Annotated in this window: 16 protein-coding genes and 1 pseudogene; 5 read left to right on the top strand and 12 right to left on the bottom strand. The window is 43.0% G+C overall.

Translation table 11 applies throughout. From position 1 onward, the window contains the following. Both LC574_RS02105 and LC574_RS02100 read right to left on the bottom strand, forming a co-directional pair. Window positions 1–178, bottom strand: a 178-nt coding sequence (locus tag LC574_RS02105; protein ID WP_229451281.1) for a BMC domain-containing protein, incomplete at its 3' end; no start/stop codon positions are given. A gap of 85 nt (window positions 179–263) precedes the next feature. Further along, complete coding sequence (locus LC574_RS02100; protein ID WP_100899977.1) at window positions 264–575, bottom strand: BMC domain-containing protein; 312 nt, start codon at window positions 573–575, stop codon at window positions 264–266. Between the two features lie 275 nt (window positions 576–850). On the opposite strand from LC574_RS02100, the pseudogene LC574_RS02095 reads away from it, so the two are divergent. Then, window positions 851–1,265 (top strand): annotated as a pseudogene (locus LC574_RS02095) (alpha/beta fold hydrolase). 238 nt (window positions 1,266–1,503) lie between these two features. Here the strand turns inward: LC574_RS02095 and LC574_RS02090 are convergent. The 6 genes from LC574_RS02090 to LC574_RS02065 all read right to left on the bottom strand — a co-directional run bounded on the left by LC574_RS02090 (window position 1,504) and on the right by LC574_RS02065 (window position 7,908). Continuing rightward, a complete protein-coding gene (locus LC574_RS02090; protein WP_229451280.1) occupies window positions 1,504–2,127 on the bottom strand; it encodes a hypothetical protein in 624 nt (207 codons plus the stop codon). A gap of 2 nt (window positions 2,128–2,129) precedes the next feature. Further along, window positions 2,130–2,762: a ParA family protein gene (locus tag LC574_RS02085; protein ID WP_229451279.1), complete on the bottom strand. Its 633-nt coding sequence runs from the start codon at window positions 2,760–2,762 to the stop codon at window positions 2,130–2,132. A gap of 428 nt (window positions 2,763–3,190) precedes the next feature. After that, entirely contained in the window at window positions 3,191–3,481 is a 291-nt protein-coding gene (locus LC574_RS02080) for a hypothetical protein (protein WP_229451278.1), read from the bottom strand. Beyond that, the gene (locus LC574_RS02075; RefSeq protein ID WP_229451277.1) at window positions 3,462–3,737 is read right to left on the bottom strand and encodes a hypothetical protein; all 276 of its coding nucleotides are present in this window, start codon (window positions 3,735–3,737) and stop codon (window positions 3,462–3,464) included. Before LC574_RS02075 ends, LC574_RS02080 begins: the two co-directional genes overlap by 20 nt. 129 nt (window positions 3,738–3,866) lie before the next feature. After that, complete coding sequence (glgP, locus tag LC574_RS02070) at window positions 3,867–6,431, bottom strand: alpha-glucan family phosphorylase (RefSeq protein WP_229451276.1); 2,565 nt, start codon at window positions 6,429–6,431, stop codon at window positions 3,867–3,869. A 1,153-nt stretch (window positions 6,432–7,584) separates the two neighbouring features. After that, complete coding sequence (locus LC574_RS02065; RefSeq protein ID WP_229451275.1) at window positions 7,585–7,908, bottom strand: hypothetical protein; 324 nt, start codon at window positions 7,906–7,908, stop codon at window positions 7,585–7,587. 550 nt (window positions 7,909–8,458) lie between these two features. Between LC574_RS02065 and LC574_RS02060 the strand changes: the two genes are divergently transcribed. From LC574_RS02060 to LC574_RS02050, 3 genes are all read left to right on the top strand, one after another. Beyond that, window positions 8,459–8,623 (top strand): hypothetical protein, encoded by a 165-nt coding sequence (locus LC574_RS02060; protein ID WP_179063512.1) that lies wholly within the window; start codon window positions 8,459–8,461, stop codon window positions 8,621–8,623. A 643-nt stretch (window positions 8,624–9,266) separates the two neighbouring features. Further along, window positions 9,267–9,971 (top strand): DapH/DapD/GlmU-related protein, encoded by a 705-nt coding sequence (locus tag LC574_RS38440; RefSeq protein WP_229451274.1) that lies wholly within the window; start codon window positions 9,267–9,269, stop codon window positions 9,969–9,971. Between the two features lie 235 nt (window positions 9,972–10,206). Then, on the top strand, window positions 10,207–10,491 hold the full coding sequence (locus LC574_RS02050) for a hypothetical protein (protein ID WP_229451273.1): 285 nt from the start codon (window positions 10,207–10,209) through the stop codon (window positions 10,489–10,491). A gap of 65 nt (window positions 10,492–10,556) precedes the next feature. On the opposite strand, the gene LC574_RS02045 is transcribed toward LC574_RS02050, so the two are convergent. From LC574_RS02045 to murJ, 4 genes are all read right to left on the bottom strand, one after another. After that, window positions 10,557–13,433 (bottom strand): DUF3769 domain-containing protein, encoded by a 2,877-nt coding sequence (locus LC574_RS02045; protein WP_229451272.1) that lies wholly within the window; start codon window positions 13,431–13,433, stop codon window positions 10,557–10,559. A 197-nt stretch (window positions 13,434–13,630) separates the two neighbouring features. Further along, on the bottom strand, window positions 13,631–13,747 hold the full coding sequence (locus LC574_RS02040) for a photosystem II reaction center protein I (RefSeq protein WP_229451271.1): 117 nt from the start codon (window positions 13,745–13,747) through the stop codon (window positions 13,631–13,633). Window positions 13,748–14,008: 261 nt separating this feature from the next. Next, window positions 14,009–14,236 (bottom strand): hypothetical protein, encoded by a 228-nt coding sequence (locus LC574_RS02035; RefSeq protein ID WP_229451270.1) that lies wholly within the window; start codon window positions 14,234–14,236, stop codon window positions 14,009–14,011. A 441-nt stretch (window positions 14,237–14,677) separates the two neighbouring features. Further along, the gene (gene murJ, locus LC574_RS02030; protein WP_229451269.1) at window positions 14,678–16,282 is read right to left on the bottom strand and encodes a murein biosynthesis integral membrane protein MurJ; all 1,605 of its coding nucleotides are present in this window, start codon (window positions 16,280–16,282) and stop codon (window positions 14,678–14,680) included. 619 nt (window positions 16,283–16,901) lie between these two features. On the opposite strand from murJ, the gene LC574_RS02025 reads away from it, so the two are divergent. Continuing rightward, window positions 16,902–17,914: GAF domain-containing protein (locus LC574_RS02025; protein WP_229451268.1), on the top strand; the 1,013-nt coding region annotated here is incomplete at its 3' end.

Genomic DNA, 17,914 nt, shown 5'->3' with positions numbered 1-17,914 from the left:
CAGCCATCGCTGTCTTTACCTCAGAAACATCCCCACGAATATTAACTGTAAAACGAGCGCTACCCACTCTGATATAACCAACGAGGGTAACTCGACCAGCTTTTACCATAGCATCTGCTGCTGCTAGCACCGCAGGAAAACCTTTAGTTTCAAGTGCTCCAACTGCCTGTAATGACATTATTAATCTCCTGTATGGATAAACGATATGGGGGCTACAAATTAATTGTACGAAGCTTCGCTACAGATTTGGATAGCAAAATTGCTTAGAACATGCGGAAAGGTTCTGATTTTTCAGTGAAATGGATTGGTAATATGGTTTCTACATTTTCGGGGGGATTGGGAACGATGTAGTGGGTGATTACTGTACCAACCTTTACTTGCTCTCCAGCAGCAATTCCGGCTTCAACAGCTCTATTTACTTCAGAAACGTGTCCCCGGACAGCGACTAACAAGCGAGCGCTTTCGGCTTGACCATAATACACAATTGTGACTGCGGCAGCTTTGACCATTGCATCTGCTGCTGCTAAGACACTAGGAAAACCTAAAGTTTCAATTACGCCAACGGCCATTGGCATGGCATTAGCTCCTGGATTAAGGGATAGGCGATTTTAATTGTACGTGGCTTTAGTCCAAATTTTGACATTTTGCTAAACTTTCTTTGATGTCATAATTTTTGGGGGAGACGCGATTAATCGCGTCTGTACAGGAGTAGGGAGTTAGAATGTTTTGATACTCGCTGGTCTATGTTTTATATATTACAATTTATATTTCAGAATGTAGTTTATATAATTTTGTTGTTTAACAAAATCAGCGATGCGTGGATGCAAGCTAGTACGATAAACTGAAATTTATGTTTCCGAATTTTCTTCCTAAACCAGTTGGGCAACTGACAGAATCTGCCTCGATCGCACTAGCTCAAAGTATTCAAACAACTGCGATCGCTACTCCTTTAATTAATCACCCAGTTACCACAACATTTGTCAAGCAAGGAAGTGGTGGAACTCCTATTTTATTAATTCACGGCTTTGATAGCTTTCACTAAAAGTGGTGGTTACAGTGCTTTTAGATTTAAAAAAGTATCATAAATTGTGCAACAGACGCTAATTTTATGGGGCGATTCCGATAAAATTTTGGGTACTAGAGATGCCATGAGATTTAAAAGAGCAATTCCACACAGTACCCTTGTTTGGATTCAAGATTGTGGTCATCTCCCACACCTGGAACAACTACAAATTACCGCACAGCATATTTTAGACTTTCGATAATTGTATTTGAAACCCAAGAAATCTGATGCATCTCTTGCACCTTATTGGATGTATTTGAGGAGAACTAGGACTTATATCATGTCCGCTTGATTATTTATTAAACCCGAATCACCCCAAAGAGCCAAAGCTGCGCTTTGTCTCCCCTCCCCGATGCCTCGGGGAGGGGATTAAGGGGAGTTTAACAAGGGGATTTTGCCCCAAGTCTTGTTAATCGTAGCTGGATTTGCGCCAAGCTCTACTAGTCAAGTAACCACATCTCATTAGAACTCTCAGGATACTCATTTGGTTGATTTTGTGGTTGATTTTGAGCTAGTTTTTCTGATGACCGATGTGATTTTTTGTAGTTAAGTGGATTGTAGTGTTCTTTTACGGGTCTTATAGCACTAGTTTCTTTTACAGCTACAGCAAGTTTAGAATTATCTTCTGCTGTTTGTTTTAAAGCATTAATTTCTTCTATAAGCTTGGAATTCGCTTCTGCTAGTTGCAGTGCTGTTTTTTTGGTTTCTTCAAGTTCTTTTGTAACCTGTTGTATTAATGATTTATGTTCGGATGCTAATGTTTGTTGTTTAGATAATTTTGATTGCAAATCAGCAATTTCTTGCCCAAGAGATGTTTCATTTTCATGGCTTTTTTCCAGATTAGCTGTCAACTCTTTGACAGTTGCTTCTAATTCAGCCTTAGTTGGAGTTGTGCGCTTAGTAGAATTTGGCTCAGGTGTTTGTGCTGAGGATTCTTCATCTGATGAAGCTTGTTCTTCGGCAATTTTTTCTGCTGTAATTTCAATCGCAGATTCGCCTTCTGAGGATGTAATTTTTTGCGCCTCTTCTTGTAGTAACTCAGAGAGACTTTGTTTCCTACCCATTATTATTTTCTCCAATCACGCTGTAATTCATCAGCTGCACGGCGGTAGTCTAACTCCGCCTCCCGTGCATTACTTCCTCGCCATTGACTAATCGCTACACCCTCAAGTGCCGCTCGTTCATGAGCTTTATAAGCACGGATAAAGGTATTACAAGCAGGAATACCTAATCGAGTGAGAGTGTTTTTTGCTTCTAGTGCTTCCCCCATACTGCGGGTATCAACTTTGGTAAGCAGTACCCGATGGGGAGTTCCCACGGGGATGACGGCTTCCTTAACTGTTTCCACGAGGATAGCTAAATCCATTGCGGCTGGGGGTGTAGGCAAAACTAGATAATTTGCGATCGCAACTACCGCCACTAATGCTTCTGAGCGAAGCGCGGGAGGCGTATCCACCACTACTAAATCGTAACCTGTTATCTTTCCTAAATTAGCTAAAAGTGTCGGATCTGTTTCTTGAGATAAATCAAATCCCATTCCCTGCTGACTGCGCCCAAACCACCAACTGGCAGAACCTTGAATATCTGCGTCAATCAGCAGTACCTTTTTTTTCTTCGCAAAGTTTGCAGCCAGATTGACTGCGGTGGTCGTTTTACCGACTCCTCCTTTACCGTTGAGAATAGCGATGATTTTTGGCACTGCTTTAACGAGGAAAAGGGAGTGGGGAGTGGGGGGTGGGGAGTAGGGAAGAAATCTTTTTCATTTTTGGTTGTGGGATTTTTTGATTATGGACTGACTTGAAAGAGTGTTGAGTACTGAGTTAGTTATTAGAAGTTATTAGTTATTATCCTTCTCTTCCACTTTCTACTCCCTACTCCCTACTCCCTACTCCCCCATGATGAATATACCGCTTTATGTGGGCCTCAAGAACATGAAAACTCGTAACAATAAAATTCAGAAGCCATCAATTCCACAAACTCCGATGATAGCAACTTACAATTTGCCTGATGGGCCTCAGTGCTTGATTTTCCTACTCAAAACATGAAGTTTACAGAGTGAAATTTGAGGAATTTGGGTTGGGTAACAGCACACGCAAGAAGCGATGCCTACGGCAGCAAGCTATGCAATCAAATTTCTGATTTAATCTGGTTCTTAGCCAGATAGTGTTCATCAAGAGCGCGTCTTAGCATCATTTTAATTACAGCTTGACGACTAATATTGAGTTCGGTTGCCATTTTGTCCAGTTCGTTGAGCATCAGACTAGGAATTTCAAGGTTTGTTGTTATATCTTGTTCTCTTCGTGAGGTCATTTTACGAGGTGTTCCGACTCTGGTTGTCGTGGAGTCAAAATAACGATCAACTACTTCCTCTCCGTCCTCAATTTTATCCTCAAGTTCTTTAATAGAAATATTGTTCATAGATTTCTCTCTCCCGTTTAGTATTTTTCCAATAAGTAATTAACCAAATATATTCCCCTTCACTATCATAACGAATTTCATAAATGACTGACAAAAGGGTGTTTCCCAGATATCCAATAGCAATAAATTGTTCTGGATCATCTTGTTTGATTCGTTCTACATAGTCGCCTGCCAAAATAGTAGCGATTTCTTCCAAAGAATATCCCCTATTTTGCTTAAGAAGCTGACTTTTGTGATTATCCCAGTCAAATCGCATTTCCCTTATAATTCCTTATCATTTTAGCAATAGTTATTTTGGGGCATAGCTGCATCCCATAATAAAAGGCGATGCTAAACTTAAATCAGCAACGCCTAATCTTGAGTATTCAACAATTACTCACTACTCTTACTGTGCCCAAGCAATTAACCTTGGTTCATAAGGATTAGCCAGGTTTTTATTTTTCGGCAATACACGCAAAGACAAACCTTGCAAACCAGAAGCGGTATAGGTAATATTAGCCGTGTAAATACTCAATTGCTGTCCATCCTCCCCTTGGTAATCCATCACCACTGGCACAGCGTTGACAATATCACCATTGGCATCGATCGCACCTTGATATAACTCCACTTGCACATCATGATTCGTCAAAGTTGCTAAGTCAACCTTGGCTTTGACAGCAACAGTTTGGTTAACCTCAATGTCTGAAGCTGCTGATACGTCAATATCTTTGATTTTGATGTTGAACCAGTGTTCCCTCAGTTTTTCTTTCCAAGCAGCTAGTTCTTTAGCTGGAGCATAGTTATCAACAGTCAAGGTATGATAGCGATCGCTAGCCGGGAAATAAGCCCGCCCAGCATATTCTCCTACCATCCGCGCTGTATTAAAGAAGGGACAATTCAGGCGAATTGCATCCTTCATTTTGGCAACCCACGGACGGGGTAAGCCATCACTATCCCGGTGATCGTAAAATAACGGTACAACTTCCTTTTCTAACAACTCATAGAGAGCATTTGCTTCTACTTCATCTTGGTAGTTGGGATCGTCGTAATTCTCTCCATGTCCAATTGCCCAGCCTGTGCGGACGTAATCAGCTTCATCCCACCAGCCATCTAGTACACTTAAATTCGGCAAGCCATTCATTGCCGCTTTCATGCCACTAGTACCAGAGGCTTCCCGTGGACGACGCGGTGTATTTAACCAGATATCGCAACCCGCTACCATCAACCGGGATATGTGAATGTCGTAATTGGGAACAAACACTACCTGTTTTTCTAAATGTTGTTCGCGGATAAAGTGATTAATCTCGCGGATGAGTTCTTTACCAGGAATATCCTTGGGATGTGCCTTACCAGCAATCACGAATTGCACTTTTCGATCTTTATTGCTTAGTAAAAGCCGCTTAATCCGATCCAAATCACGCATCCAGAGGGTGGCGCGTTTGTAGGTAGCAAACCGACGGGCAAAGCCAATGGTGAAAGCGTAGGGATCTAAAACTTCTTGGGCTTGGGTAATTTCGGAGGCGGAAGCACCGCGATCGCGCAAATGCTTGACCAAATGCTCCCGCACATACAAAATCATATCCAAGCGGCAGCGTTCGTGATTGCGCCACAATTCTTCATCGGGTATAGCGTCCATCCGCTCCCACAATGGGCTATCTGGTGGTGCTGATGACCAGTTTGGCCCCAGGTAGCGATCGTACAACTCTTGAGTAGATTTTGCTACACAACTCCGAGCATGGACACCATTGGTAATTGCTGCGATCGGCACTTCTTCTACTGGCACATTCTGCCACAAGCCCTGGAACATTTGCCGCGACACCACACCATGCAGTTGGGCGACACCGTTAGAAAATGTTGCCATCTTCAGCGCCAGCACCGCCATACTGAAAGGCCCAGATAAATCGCCTGTATTCTCGCGTCCCAGTCCTAAAAATTGCTCTTTGGGCAACCCAAATATCTCTGCATAGTATCCCAAGTAGTACAGCATTTTATCGGGAGCGAACAAGTCAATCCCTGCCGGTACTGGCGTGTGGGTAGTAAAGATATTACTAGAAGCCACCACCTGTCTAGCTTGGCCATAATTCAGTCCCTCTTCCTGAATCAGCAAGCGGATGCGTTCTAGGGCAGAGAAGGCGGCGTGGCCTTCATTCATGTGGTAAGCGGTGACTTTCAGCCCCAAAGCTTTGAGCATTTGCACACCACCGATCCCCAGCATGATTTCCTGGTGGATACGCATATCGATGTCGCCACCGTACAGCTGATCTGTGATGTCGCCGTCGTAAGTGTTGTTGGGTTCAATGTTGGTGTCCATCAAATACAGAGGCACCGTTCCTACCTGTACGCGCCAAACTCTGGCATACACCTTGCGTCCTGGATAATCTACTGCAATCCGCAATTCTGAACCATCAGGATTGCGCTCTAGATGCAAGGGCATATTGTAAAAATCGTTGAGCAGGTAGCGTTCTTGCTGCCAGCCATCGGCATTGAGATACTGGGCAAAGTAGCCTTGCTGATACAGTAAACCTACACCTACAAGCGGTAGCCCCAAGTCACTGGCAGATTTGAGGTGATCCCCCGCCAGAACGCCCAAGCCCCCAGAATAGACGGGCAAACAATCTACAAGTCCAAATTCCGCCGAAAAATAGGCGTAGCATTCTTTTGGTTTATGCTCCCGTTGTTTCTGATACCAGGTACGCTCTTGCAAATAATCGTCTAACTGACGGTCAGCTCGATCCATTTGCGCTAGAAAGCCTTCATCTTCGACAACTTCCAGAAGCCGCGATTGAGAGATAGTACCTAACATTAACACCGGGTTATGATGGCTAGACTCCCACAGGTCAGAGTCTAAGCGACGGAATAAATCTTTAGTGTCAACGTTCCAATCCCAGTGCAAGTTATAAGCTAGCCGCCGTAGTGGTTCGAGTCGCGGCGGTAGTGAAGGGGATACGTTAAATGTGCGAATTGGCTGCATAGGTTGGCAAAACTCCAAGTTTAGCTATGGTTATTGTTTACTCTCTTTACCAATGTTGCCAATTCTTTATACAGTAGTTTGTGAAAAAGCGATGACTTTGTTAAGCATTGAGAATTTTTTTTAACCTCGTTGCTAAAGTTTACACCAAGGTGTTTCTAATTCTATGCCATACCCTCAGCCATGTACTTGGTATATTAAAATTTAATCATTTAGTGCCATGTATCACTTAAAAAAATTTAGTTAAGAATAAATAATTTATATTTATTTTAGAATTGATTCCGGGGATCAATCTAAGGTCTTGGCTGAGGGTGAAAATTACTCATAGCTGCGTCAAGGAAGAGTTAAAATTTTAATTATTTTTTAATAAAATTGCCTTAGCCTAGAGGCAGTGTGAGAGCTTCCGTTAAAATTAACTTAACTCAAATCTTGCACCAGTCTCAAAAACCGCCATAGGTTTCTAACCTATGGCTAGTCCTCTGAAGAGGGCTGAACTTTCTTTATTGATGTATGGATTTTAGTCCACTTAAGTGGACTTTTGCTATCAGCCAGAGAATAAATTCTCTGGCTGAAGATTGGAGAGGTGCAATACCTGAGCTAAGGTGACGCAATGCCCAATAGCCTATCGTAGACATCGCCTAAAATTAGATTGTGTAAAAATAATACCAAGCAGTTAACTAGGAAAAGCGATGCCTGCGGTGGTCACTGAGCGGCTGGTGAGCGGCTTGCCCTGAGCCTGTCCTGAGCTTGTCCTGAGCGTAGCCGTTGGCGCAGCCTCTCGTAGAGAAGGGCGTAGCCGAAGGGAGTCTAACCATGCCCATACGTGTCAACTTAAGCTAAAAGTAGCTTAACTGAAAGCTTCCTCACCCGCCTCGAACTAAAGTTCAAGGCTCATAGCTAAAGTCTACTGAAGTAGACTAAAAATTTTTGGCTATATTTAGTCATCTTCAGATGACTTCCGCTATTAGCAAGGAACTTCAGTTCCTTGCGGGACATGACTTTTACGTTAAGTTGACACCAATGAACCATGCCGTACCACTTCGTGGAAGCAAGCTACGCGCAGCGTCTCCAAGAGTTGTGCGGGCTACGCCTACGCTAACTACTTGGTATAAATTTTTAATACTAAACCAAGAAAATAACTTAGTAATGTGTTATTTTATGCGCCTAGTGAAGGCTGATCTTTGGTATTTTTTGTCATTGACAAAGCTACAGCTGCTGCATAAGCAATCTCTGCTGCCATTTGATAAGCAAGTTTGATACTAGATGAAGCGTCCTTGGCTTTAGGAGAGAGAGAAGCTTTTTTTCGGCGCGACTCAAGTTTTACATCACCCACCGCAATAGTTCGCTGTAAAATGATCCAGGCATCTAGGTCTTCTGAGTCATAATTACTTTGAAGCTGCGATCGCAGTTGATCTTCGGCTACAACACTCAGATAGCCGGTAGTTAGAGCTTCTTGGACAATTTCTTTAATTAAAGCCATAATTTGAACCAAGTGTGTGAGTTAAAACCGATATCTCAATCTGGGCATTTGATATTTTTTCTGGACTTCTCCTAGAAACTAAGCTATGTTTTAGCTTTCTTTCAATAAAATTTATAATAATTAGTGCCAAGCACGCATCACCCGCTTGGCTCACCCGAATGGGTGATTTACAAATTTTTAGATACAAGCAATAGGGAAGAGGAAAATTTTTAGCTTTTTAAGCAACAGGGTGTCATAAGTATAGTAGATATCATTCTGAGTTAACACAAAAATATAAAATTATTTGGACAAGCAACGGTAGAAATATAGATATAAATGGCAATTAATCGCTTAGAGCATTTTTAAAGCTACCGTTTTCAATAAATTTTGTCTAAGTGTATAAAATTATTTCAGAGTAGCGATCGCTCTAGTAAAAAAGTTAACTCATCTCACCATTACGATCAACAAGCAACCTGAAAATCAAATTATTTAATAAGAGTGTTCCACTAAAAATAAAATGTGTTATCGTTAAAAACAATTGTTATTAAAACCAATTCAGGTAATTACAAACATGAATTGGTTAGTCTGTAAATCATCTGTGTGCAACATGATTGGAGCAGCATACTCTAGAAATTCGTTGCAAGAAAGCCGTCATAGCAGTCGGGGAAGCGCTTACTTGTTTGCACCGATGGTTAACTTCAATGTGATGGCTGATGTGGGAGATAATCCACCTTAGTTGGGTTTTATTTGGGCAAAAATACCCCTAAAAATTCAACAAGAATTACATTGTTATGCTAGGCAGAAATTTTATTTAATTTTTGAATATAGTCTAGTTAAATGTATTTTTTGTTGCAAAATAGCTTGTGGAACTGAGTTGTTTCAAAAGACTAAAACCGCCTGAGAAAAATTAGCCTCAAGGCAAACAACTTTATCCCTATTTGCGTAACAAGCTTTGCAAATTTGCCAGAGAACCGAAACAGTAGCCTATCTAAACCAGCAAATTTCCCCATCAGACAATTTAATAGTCTGAGGTTTGACTCTGCAATGCACTGAAATTGTTTTGTTAATTGTTATAGTGAAAAAGAAGCCAAATTTTTACGTACATATAGTAGAAAAGCTTCTAACGACTTAACGCAATTGTGCATATAAATTGGGTAATTATACACACCTAAGTTCAATAATTGCTCACATAGTCAAAGCCAGACTCTGGTTTTTCAATTGGAAAACCATCTAAAAATATGGGTAAATTTCGGTAATACTGCCAACTCACTTTCATGTATTAAGAAATACAAATCTTTCTAGTGTTGGCAGAAGATTAGGATACAGCCAAAACAACTTTCAATACTCCCAACAACCATTGATTGAAGAGATATATAGCCATGCATAACGAGAAATATTTTTCAAAATTGCAGCGCGTGCAAGAACTTTTAGTAACTACTGTGTTAGGGGATATTCCTACACTTATTCTGGGGCCGAAGTTGCGTAATTTGGGATATCGTAGTATTTTTGCCCAGATAGGCAGCCCAGTTTATATTCAAGATGGTGTTGAATTTAACGGTACTTGCTGTATTGAGATAGGCAGTGGAGTATATATTTTCAAGGGTGTGCGGATGGATGCTAGAGGACACAAAAATAATAAAATTCATCTAGGAAATAAAGTCGCTATTGAGCGTAACGTTGATATAGGGTGTTTGGAAAATACGTGTATACATATTGATGAAGACACATTCATTGCTCCCAACGTGTGTATTGAGGGGCCAGGAGACATTAAAATTGGTAAACGCTGCTTGATTGCTGCCCACTCAGGGATATATGCCAATAATCATAATTTTGCCGATCCGATGGAGCCGATTAAATACCAAGGTGTTACTCGCAAGGGAATTGTGATTGAGGATGACTGTTGGCTAGGGCATGGAGTAACAGTATTAGATGGCGTTATTATCGGCAAAGGCAGTGTTATTGGTGCGGGAGCAGTTGTCAATAGAGATATTCCTCCTTTCTCCGTTGCTGTAGGCATACCTGCACGAGTAATCAAAAACCGAATTGGCAAAGACCTACTAGCAAAAGTTCAAATTGAGAAATAGGGGATGGAGCATAGTAACTATTTCCTGTAACAATTAACTTGGTACACCCAAGTGGGTGAGAAAGAATTCAGCCACTTGGGTGAACCAGATGTGCGAGGTTACATTTTGTAAAAAAAGGTTCTCTTTTTTTAATCATTTTTATTGATGATTTTGATAAAAAATGATATTGGCTATTATCAATAATTTTTCTTAAAGTAAAATTACCAATTTTGAATACGTATAAAAGATATTACTCATGGAAAATATTAATCCCATTCCAGAAATACTGGGTGAAACAACTGATGTAGAAACTTGGCTAATTCGGGCTGGGCTAAGATTTTCAGACTTAGGTAACGATGCCGCCAGTATTGCAATCCGTAAGCAATGGCGAGAGTACCAAGCCGCAGTGCAAAGATGCTGTGCAACTTTACACCAACCACCGTCACGTATTCAACTAAGCGGCGACTATGCCAAGCTGAGAATACCTGGTGCGGCATCAACCAATTGTGCTATAAGCTGTCGAGTCGTGCCAAATCCTTAGACTGGGCAAAAGATAGAAAATCTTAAAGAATCAAATGTCGGGTAGGACAACTGCTAACTGTTTGACTAATAATCCTGTTCTACGCCGCCTACTACTGGCTTAACTTCCGAAAATGGATCAGTGCCGCCACCCCAGTTAAAATCACTAATTCGGACACTGAAGCCGCCTAACTCTAGCACCGGATTGTAACGTAAGGTGATGCCATAGGTGCGACGGCTATATTCCACAATGTAGTCGGTGCTGGTTTCTTTACCAGTATCCAAGTTAACAGATGTTTGGAAGCCTAAGCGAAAAGGGCCGTAGATTTGCTGTGATATCCCAGCGCTCAACACTTGGTTATCAACAGAGCGATCAAACAAAAAGGGTGATAATCCGTTGTTTAAGCCTTGAGAATAAGTAATATTAAAGGCGGTATAGTCGAAAAAAGGTCGAGAAAAATGGCCGATTTGCCCTAGTAAGCCAATTGTACCAGTTAGGGTGCTTTGGTTATCACCATTGGTGTAATAACTGGTAGTACCTGTAAGTCCAGCGATCGCTCGCAAGTAAGGAACTACAGGGTTAGCCGTGTATCGTAATCCTTCAGTGGCAGTGGGTGGTAATGGTTTTCCCTGCCACAGCAATAGCCCAGTACTGAGGGAAGCGCTGGCTTGTAAACGACCTAGTGAGATGCGATCGTTTTCCCGCACTGGTTCTAGTAAGTCTTGGCGATCGGTGTTGGCATTGATATATCGAGCGCTTCCCTGATAGGTGAGGTTGATGCCACTCTTGCCTAAAGGAATCACAGGAGAGGTAATAATGCCGCCAAGACTGCTCTGGACGGTTTGAAAGCCGAGGGTACCGTTGTAAAAACGATCGCGGTAGCTATACTCCAGATTCAAAAGATGGGGAAGGGAAGTCCCTAATACCTGGCGCAATCCTAACCTCGCCCGCAAATTATCCTCTATCTTGTTCAAGTCAAAACTAGTTAACTCCCCAGTCCCCTGAATTACGGCTCGTGGATTCAAAACAGAATTTATCTTTGTCTTGACACCAAAGAGTGCGCCTAAATCACCCGTGCCTTCTTGCACAGCTCTCTGTATTAACAACTGGGGCGTGATCGTCCAGCCTGTCTGGTCTGTATCAATCACTGGAAAGCCACGCTCAATATACAAACCACCCCGATCTTCTCCATCATAGCCAGGGGAGACTATTGCAGGTGTAACGTCCCGCTCCCGGCGGTCAATAGTCCGCTCATTCACCGGAATTGGTAAGGAGACGGTTTGATCCAATACCAAACGCTGCTTCTGTGTCCTGATGCGGTCTACCAAGGGTGATTCTCGCGTCAGAGTTACTGTATCTGCACGCAACTCTAGTTCTGGGGGCGAAAAAGGATCGTTGGTGATGCGGACATCCCTTGCTCGCCAGCCTTGCGGATAAAAGTCAATGTGTTCAGCTTCAAACCTGAGCCGATTGACTACACCCCCTGCCTTCGATGGCGGGATGTTGCTAGCGTTTGCCTGACCACCAAATACCACATCAATTCCTCCAGGGCTGCTTACACCAGAAAGGGGCTGATTGGCTCTAATGCGATCGCTCGGTGGACGTTTTGGAACTCCACCAGCAGTTACACCCGTGGTTACACCCGTGGGTGAAAAAGCAAAATCTGTTTGTGCTGAGGGTACGTAAATTTCTCCTCTACCATTTTCCAGTACTCCACTATCTTGAACAAAGTTATAGGTAAAGCGTTGTCCACGCAGTATCTGATCGCCCCGTGTTAAAGTGACGTTGCCGAACCCCGCAGCAATCAAGTTGTCTAAATTGACTTGCAGGCGATCGGCATCCACCACCGCCCCGTCAAATCGCACAAGTACATTACCAACAGCTGTAATAATTCGCCGTTGCTCGTCATATTCTTGCCGATCTGAAGTGACTTCTACAATTCTTGGTTTAGCTGGCGCAGTTGTACTAGATGGTTGACTTTGTAGCTGATTAGTGGTATTGCCATTTGGTGTAGACGTTGGTGCTTGAGCTTGTTGTTGGGCTTGGGACTTGAATCCTACAGTGATGGGCTTTGAGAGTTGGTTTTTCGGGTTACGAGACTTGAATTTTATAAAATTTTGTACTGATTGAGAACTCGGTGCAAGATCAGCAGCAGATACAGAGATATTGTCTCTTCCTGAAGACTGTGGTGGAGTAATATCACTTTGCTGTTTTTGCTGGGTTAACTTCTGTGCTAAAATTCCCGCCTTGGATTCGACTAACTTGTTGCTGTTTGTAGCAGTTGGGACAATTTGAAGAGGAGGCAAAGATTGGGCAAGTTGGGGATTTGGGGAAACTCTATAGCTGAAGCTACCATCCAAAAAGGTTGGTTTTTCTCCAGTAGAGTTGAGAGTTGGCGATCGCTCACCGAGTTTTTGAGAAGGTTCACGTTTTACGTCTAGGTTAGAAGCTTGCACTCCAACTTTTTTTGGTAACGCAGTGGCTTCTCTTTGCGTCTTTTGTTTGCGTAACGCCGCTCTTAGCTGAAGTTCCGAGCGCCGAACGCCGATACTTGGACTTGTCTTTGTGTCTTCTTTATCTTGGTAATTAGAGGTTTTAACCTCCTGTGTGGGATAACCAACGAGCAGCGATCGCCCCAAAGGTGCAGCAGTTTCAGAACTGTTGATGGGCGAAATCTCTGGTGGTAAGGTTTCTGGTGGATGGGGTACAGAGGGAGTTTCGGCAACTACCAAGTCATTCGGAGTTGAGTTTATCTCAGTTGGCAATGGCGGATCATTCTTGGTGTCACCCGCAATTGCCAACTGGGCCAAATCCTTGGGCTGCTTGGATTTGTCTGTCTTTTCGTGTATTCCAGTATCTACACCTGAAAGAAAATTTGTATGACTAGCAGATGAGGCGGGATTTACAGCTTGTAAAGATTCGAGGATAAAAGGCGGATCAGGCGGCAGAACTGGATGAAGCATATTTGAGCATAATCGGGCTAACAAACAGCCAAATGACGGACGGAAGGATTAAATATACATTTTGCCTTCCGACTGTCGCCTTCTGCTACCGGTAGCAAGCCACTTTGAGGAGGAAACTTACTAGGCGAAAGTTTAGTAAGTTTCCGTGGCGTTTAGTATCTTCCGCCTTCTAAAGTCGCGGATGATTTATCGCCGTTTTACTCTAAGTCCCGGCGGCCGGGGTTACGGGCTGGATCGTTTGACAAAAATCCGAAGACGAAGATAGTTACGAACAAGGCAACAACAATATAAACAGCGATTTTTAAAGTCACCATAGAAATATCTCCAAGGGGTAAGACAAAGAAAGCTTTTCTTTCAGGATGTGCCATGCAGAAAAGATAGCTACTTTATATTACCCAAATCTCGTCCCTTTTGAGAGGACTTTGGGGACTTGGGACTGACGACTTGGAGATTAGGGGCTAGTACCGCAAGGCGGAAGTCAAAAGTCAAAAGTCAAAAGTCAAAAAGCTTATAGGACAGACTTTTTGGCGATTTGGAATGGGTGGTTTATTTCCGCCGTGCTGTACTAGCAGTGTCTACCCTAAGTACAGCATTTCATTAATTCGTAGCGAATTAAATTTGGCAATACCCTGCAATGCCAATGCATCGGCTAACAATGCCAATGCATCGACTAACAATGCCAATGCATCGACTAACAATGCCAATGCATCGACTAACAATGCCAATGCATCGGCTGACAATGCCAATGCATCGGCTAACAATGCCAATGCATCGGCTGACAATGCCAATGCGTCTCCTTGCATTAAAAACGTTACGATTTTACGCAAAGCTGTATTAAGTTTATTGAAAATGGTGCAAGATGTCAGTTGTTTGAATTTTAGATGCCCTCTGGTTACTCTTGTGACGTTAACTTACGGCAAAAGTTTCTTCAAATAACAGTTATCGAACAGAATTCAGGAGTCAGGAGTCAGAATTCAGAATGAATTCTGTACGACTGGCGGATGATTGAAGAAGGCAGGAGGCAGGAGGCAGAGGGCAGAAGGTTCAATTTAGAAGGGGATTCAAACCCCTCCTAAATTGGGACCACCAAATTTTCAATTTAGTGGTCAACAAGAAAGTCGCGGGTCTGAATCCCCGACTGTAAGCGAAGCGGAAAGCGAGTCTTCGAGCGTCTTGATTCTGACCGGAGGCGGAGCGTCTCCGGCTCCGCTCCTGAATTCTGACTTCTGAATTCTTCTTCAAATTCAATTTTTCAAAAAGCGCTGACGTAGACGAGATATAAAAGTATTCACCTCTGGTATTTTCATTGATGAAGCGATCGCAGCAAACACCGCAATCCCCACGAAGCCAGATACACACAACTGCAATAATAGAACCAGTAAACCCGTTTTACCTAACAACTGTTGAGTAGCAACTAAAGTTCCATAGCTGGCTACCCCAGCGACAACACTACCCGCAGTCAAACCCAAAATCGGCAAACTCCATTCACGCCAAGGTAAACCATTGAGCTTGCGATCGAGCAACCATAAGAGCATCAACAGGGAACTGCAATTTACGCCCACTGTCGCTAACACCAAACCGGGAGCACCAAAAGGCCCAACTAAAATCCAATCGAGCACAGCATTCAGAAAGATATTAAAAGTACTGATGCGAAAAGGTGTCTGCCCATCACCCAAGGCATAAAATACCCGCACTAAGACATCACGCCCCAAATAAGCAAACATCCCAATCCCATAAACAATTAGCAACTCGGAAACTAACTGCGTAGCATCTTGCTTGAAAGCACCCCGCTCATATATTACCTGGACAATGGGTACAGATAGCACTACCATCAATGCTCCTAGAGGTAGCATGGTGACAGCACTAAGTAGGAGTCCCTGACGAATACGTAATTTGAGATCGTCCCAATTTTCTGGTTCGGCAAGTTTGGCAAATATCGGTAATAGAGGCAGCAAAATGATATTAGAAATAATCCCTAAGGGAGTTTGTACTAGCAAATTGGCATAGTTAAAGCCAGCAGCAGCACCAGGGATGGGACTGGCGAAGTAAAGCACAGTAGCAAAGTTAATTGGCATCATTCCAGAAGAAATTGTTGCCGGAGTCATGATTCTAATCACTTCTTGAACACCGGGGGATTTAAAATCAAACCGCAGGCGTAACGTACCTAGTCCTAACCGCCACTGAACAATTAGCTGCACCAGCCATTGGAGAACTGCCCCTGCCAAGGTTCCCCAGGCTAATACCATACCACCGATTAAAGCGTATTCTGGCTTGATAATGTCCTTGCCTACTTGCACAGTCATCAAACCAATGCCGATAATAACGGTAACGCTAGATAACAAAGGGCTGATAGAGAGTAACCAATATTGATTGGCTGCATTGAGAGTACCGAAGCCAATACCAATTAATCCTGAAAATAAAGCCATCGGCGCCATAATGCAAAGTTGTTGAATTGCGATCGCTCTGGTTGTCTCTTCCAAACCATGACCGACTAAATCAACGATCGCATCCGCAAATAAAACTTGAGCCACTGTCAGCACCAACAGCGATCCAGCTACCAGCGTTGTCACGGTTTCCACTAGGGGAGCCGCTTCTTCTCGCCGCCGCTTGGCTAAAACGCTGACAACTGCACTATGTAATGGCCCATTCACACCACCGAGTAATATTAATAGAAAGCCAGGGATAACATAGGCATAACTATAAGCGGTGGCAGCAGCACCAACACCAAAAGCGGCAGCGATCGCTTGCTGCCGCACTAAACCGAAGACTTTACTAATTAATGTGGCTGCGGCAACAATGCCAGCAATTCCAGCGAAAGAACGAGAGGGTTTTTGGTCTTGTTGTGTCACGAATATTACCCGACAACTCTTGCAGAGTGCATACTTTAAAACATTTAACCTGAAATTTTGCAGTCTGTCAGGTAAATTTTGACAAAATACTTATTTTACATGCTTTCGCCCTACAGCCCTTTGGGCATCCGACGGCGGGCTATGCCTATATCGAACCGCCAAGACGCCAAGAACGCCAAGAATTCGTAGAGCGTGCGTAAGTCCTAGAATTAATGAAATGCTGTACTTAGTCCTCTTGAGAGGACTTTAGCTATTAGCCTCGGAATTTATTCCGAGGCGGGATGGCAAGGAAGCCCAAGATTTAAAAAATGTTGGTAATAAGAAGCCTAAAAAAGGGGTGGATCTCAACAGCCAACTTTTTAAGCGGGTTGGAGGATCTCTTATCCATAAGTCTTAAAGGGGTCAGATCGCTTTTCTGATTTGTCCCGGCAACACTAACTTAGTCAAAATTATTTTTTAACCCATTATGAGGATAGATAAAGAAAAGGGAACTATAACAATAACCATCTTCTGGGAAATTGCTGAACACTGTAAAAATTTGCAGTTTGTCATATTTTTGACACTCTTTGACTCCATGAAGTTTGGTATAAGAAATCATTAAACGACATAATCCAGAGCAATGGAACCCAATTCAAATTTCACGGAAAATCAACTTCTTTTGTCAAGCGCTCAACTTCAAGAGCAACTAGACCAACAAAAGGCTCTGGCGAGTGTAATTGTCCGAATTCGGGAGTCTCTTGACTTAGAAACAATTTTTCAAACGACCGTTACACAAGTGCGTCAGTTGCTAAATGCTGATCGTGTAGCAGTCTTCCAGTTTGACCAAGAGAAAGACTGGGAAGGAGAATTTGTTTCTGAGGATGTTGCACTTGGCTGGGACTCAGCACTAGCAGTAAAAGTTTACGACCACTGCTTTGGAGAACAATTTGCTTCGAGTTATCAACAAGGTAGAGTGCAAGCAGTAGCAGATATTTACAAGGCGGGACTGAGTGATTGTCATGCCGCAATTTTGAGTAAATTTCAGGTACAGGCTAACCTCGTTGTCCCTCTATTGCGCCAAAAGGAACTGTGGGGATTGCTTTGCATTCATCAGTGCAGTGAGGCTCGTGACTGGAAAGAATCGGAAATTGAGTTTATTCGTCAAATTGCCGATCACCTTGTCGTTGCGATTCAACAAGCGAAGCATCTCCATGAAGTCCAATTGCAAGCCGCAGAATTGGCTCAAGCGGCTCAACGCGACCAAGTAATTGCTCAGATTGTCGATAAAATTCGCTCACCCCTTGATATTGAAACCATTTTTAAAACAACAACTCAAGAAATACGCCAGCTGCTGCAAGCTGACCGAGTTGCCATCTTTAGCTTCAATGACGATTGGAGTGGTAACTTCGTTGCTGAATCATTTACCGAAGGCTGGACTCCTTTAGTTGGTGTTGAGCCTGCGATCGCTGATACTTATTTACAACAGACGCAAGGCGGACGTTACGCTCACAACCAGACATTTACCGCCAATGACATTTACCAAGCCGGATTAACAGACTGCCATGTAATCTTGTTGGAGCAATTTCAGGCAAAAGCCTTTGCAACTGCCCCCATTCTCCAAGGAGACAAACTTTGGGGAGTCATTGCTGCTTA

The organism is Nostoc sp. CHAB 5715 (genome assembly GCF_020829685.1).
In the GTDB taxonomy this organism is placed as follows: Bacteria; Cyanobacteriota; Cyanobacteriia; order Cyanobacteriales; family Nostocaceae; genus Nostoc.
Note: the sequence above shows the minus strand (reverse complement) of the source record. Positions and strands in the feature narration are given on the sequence as shown.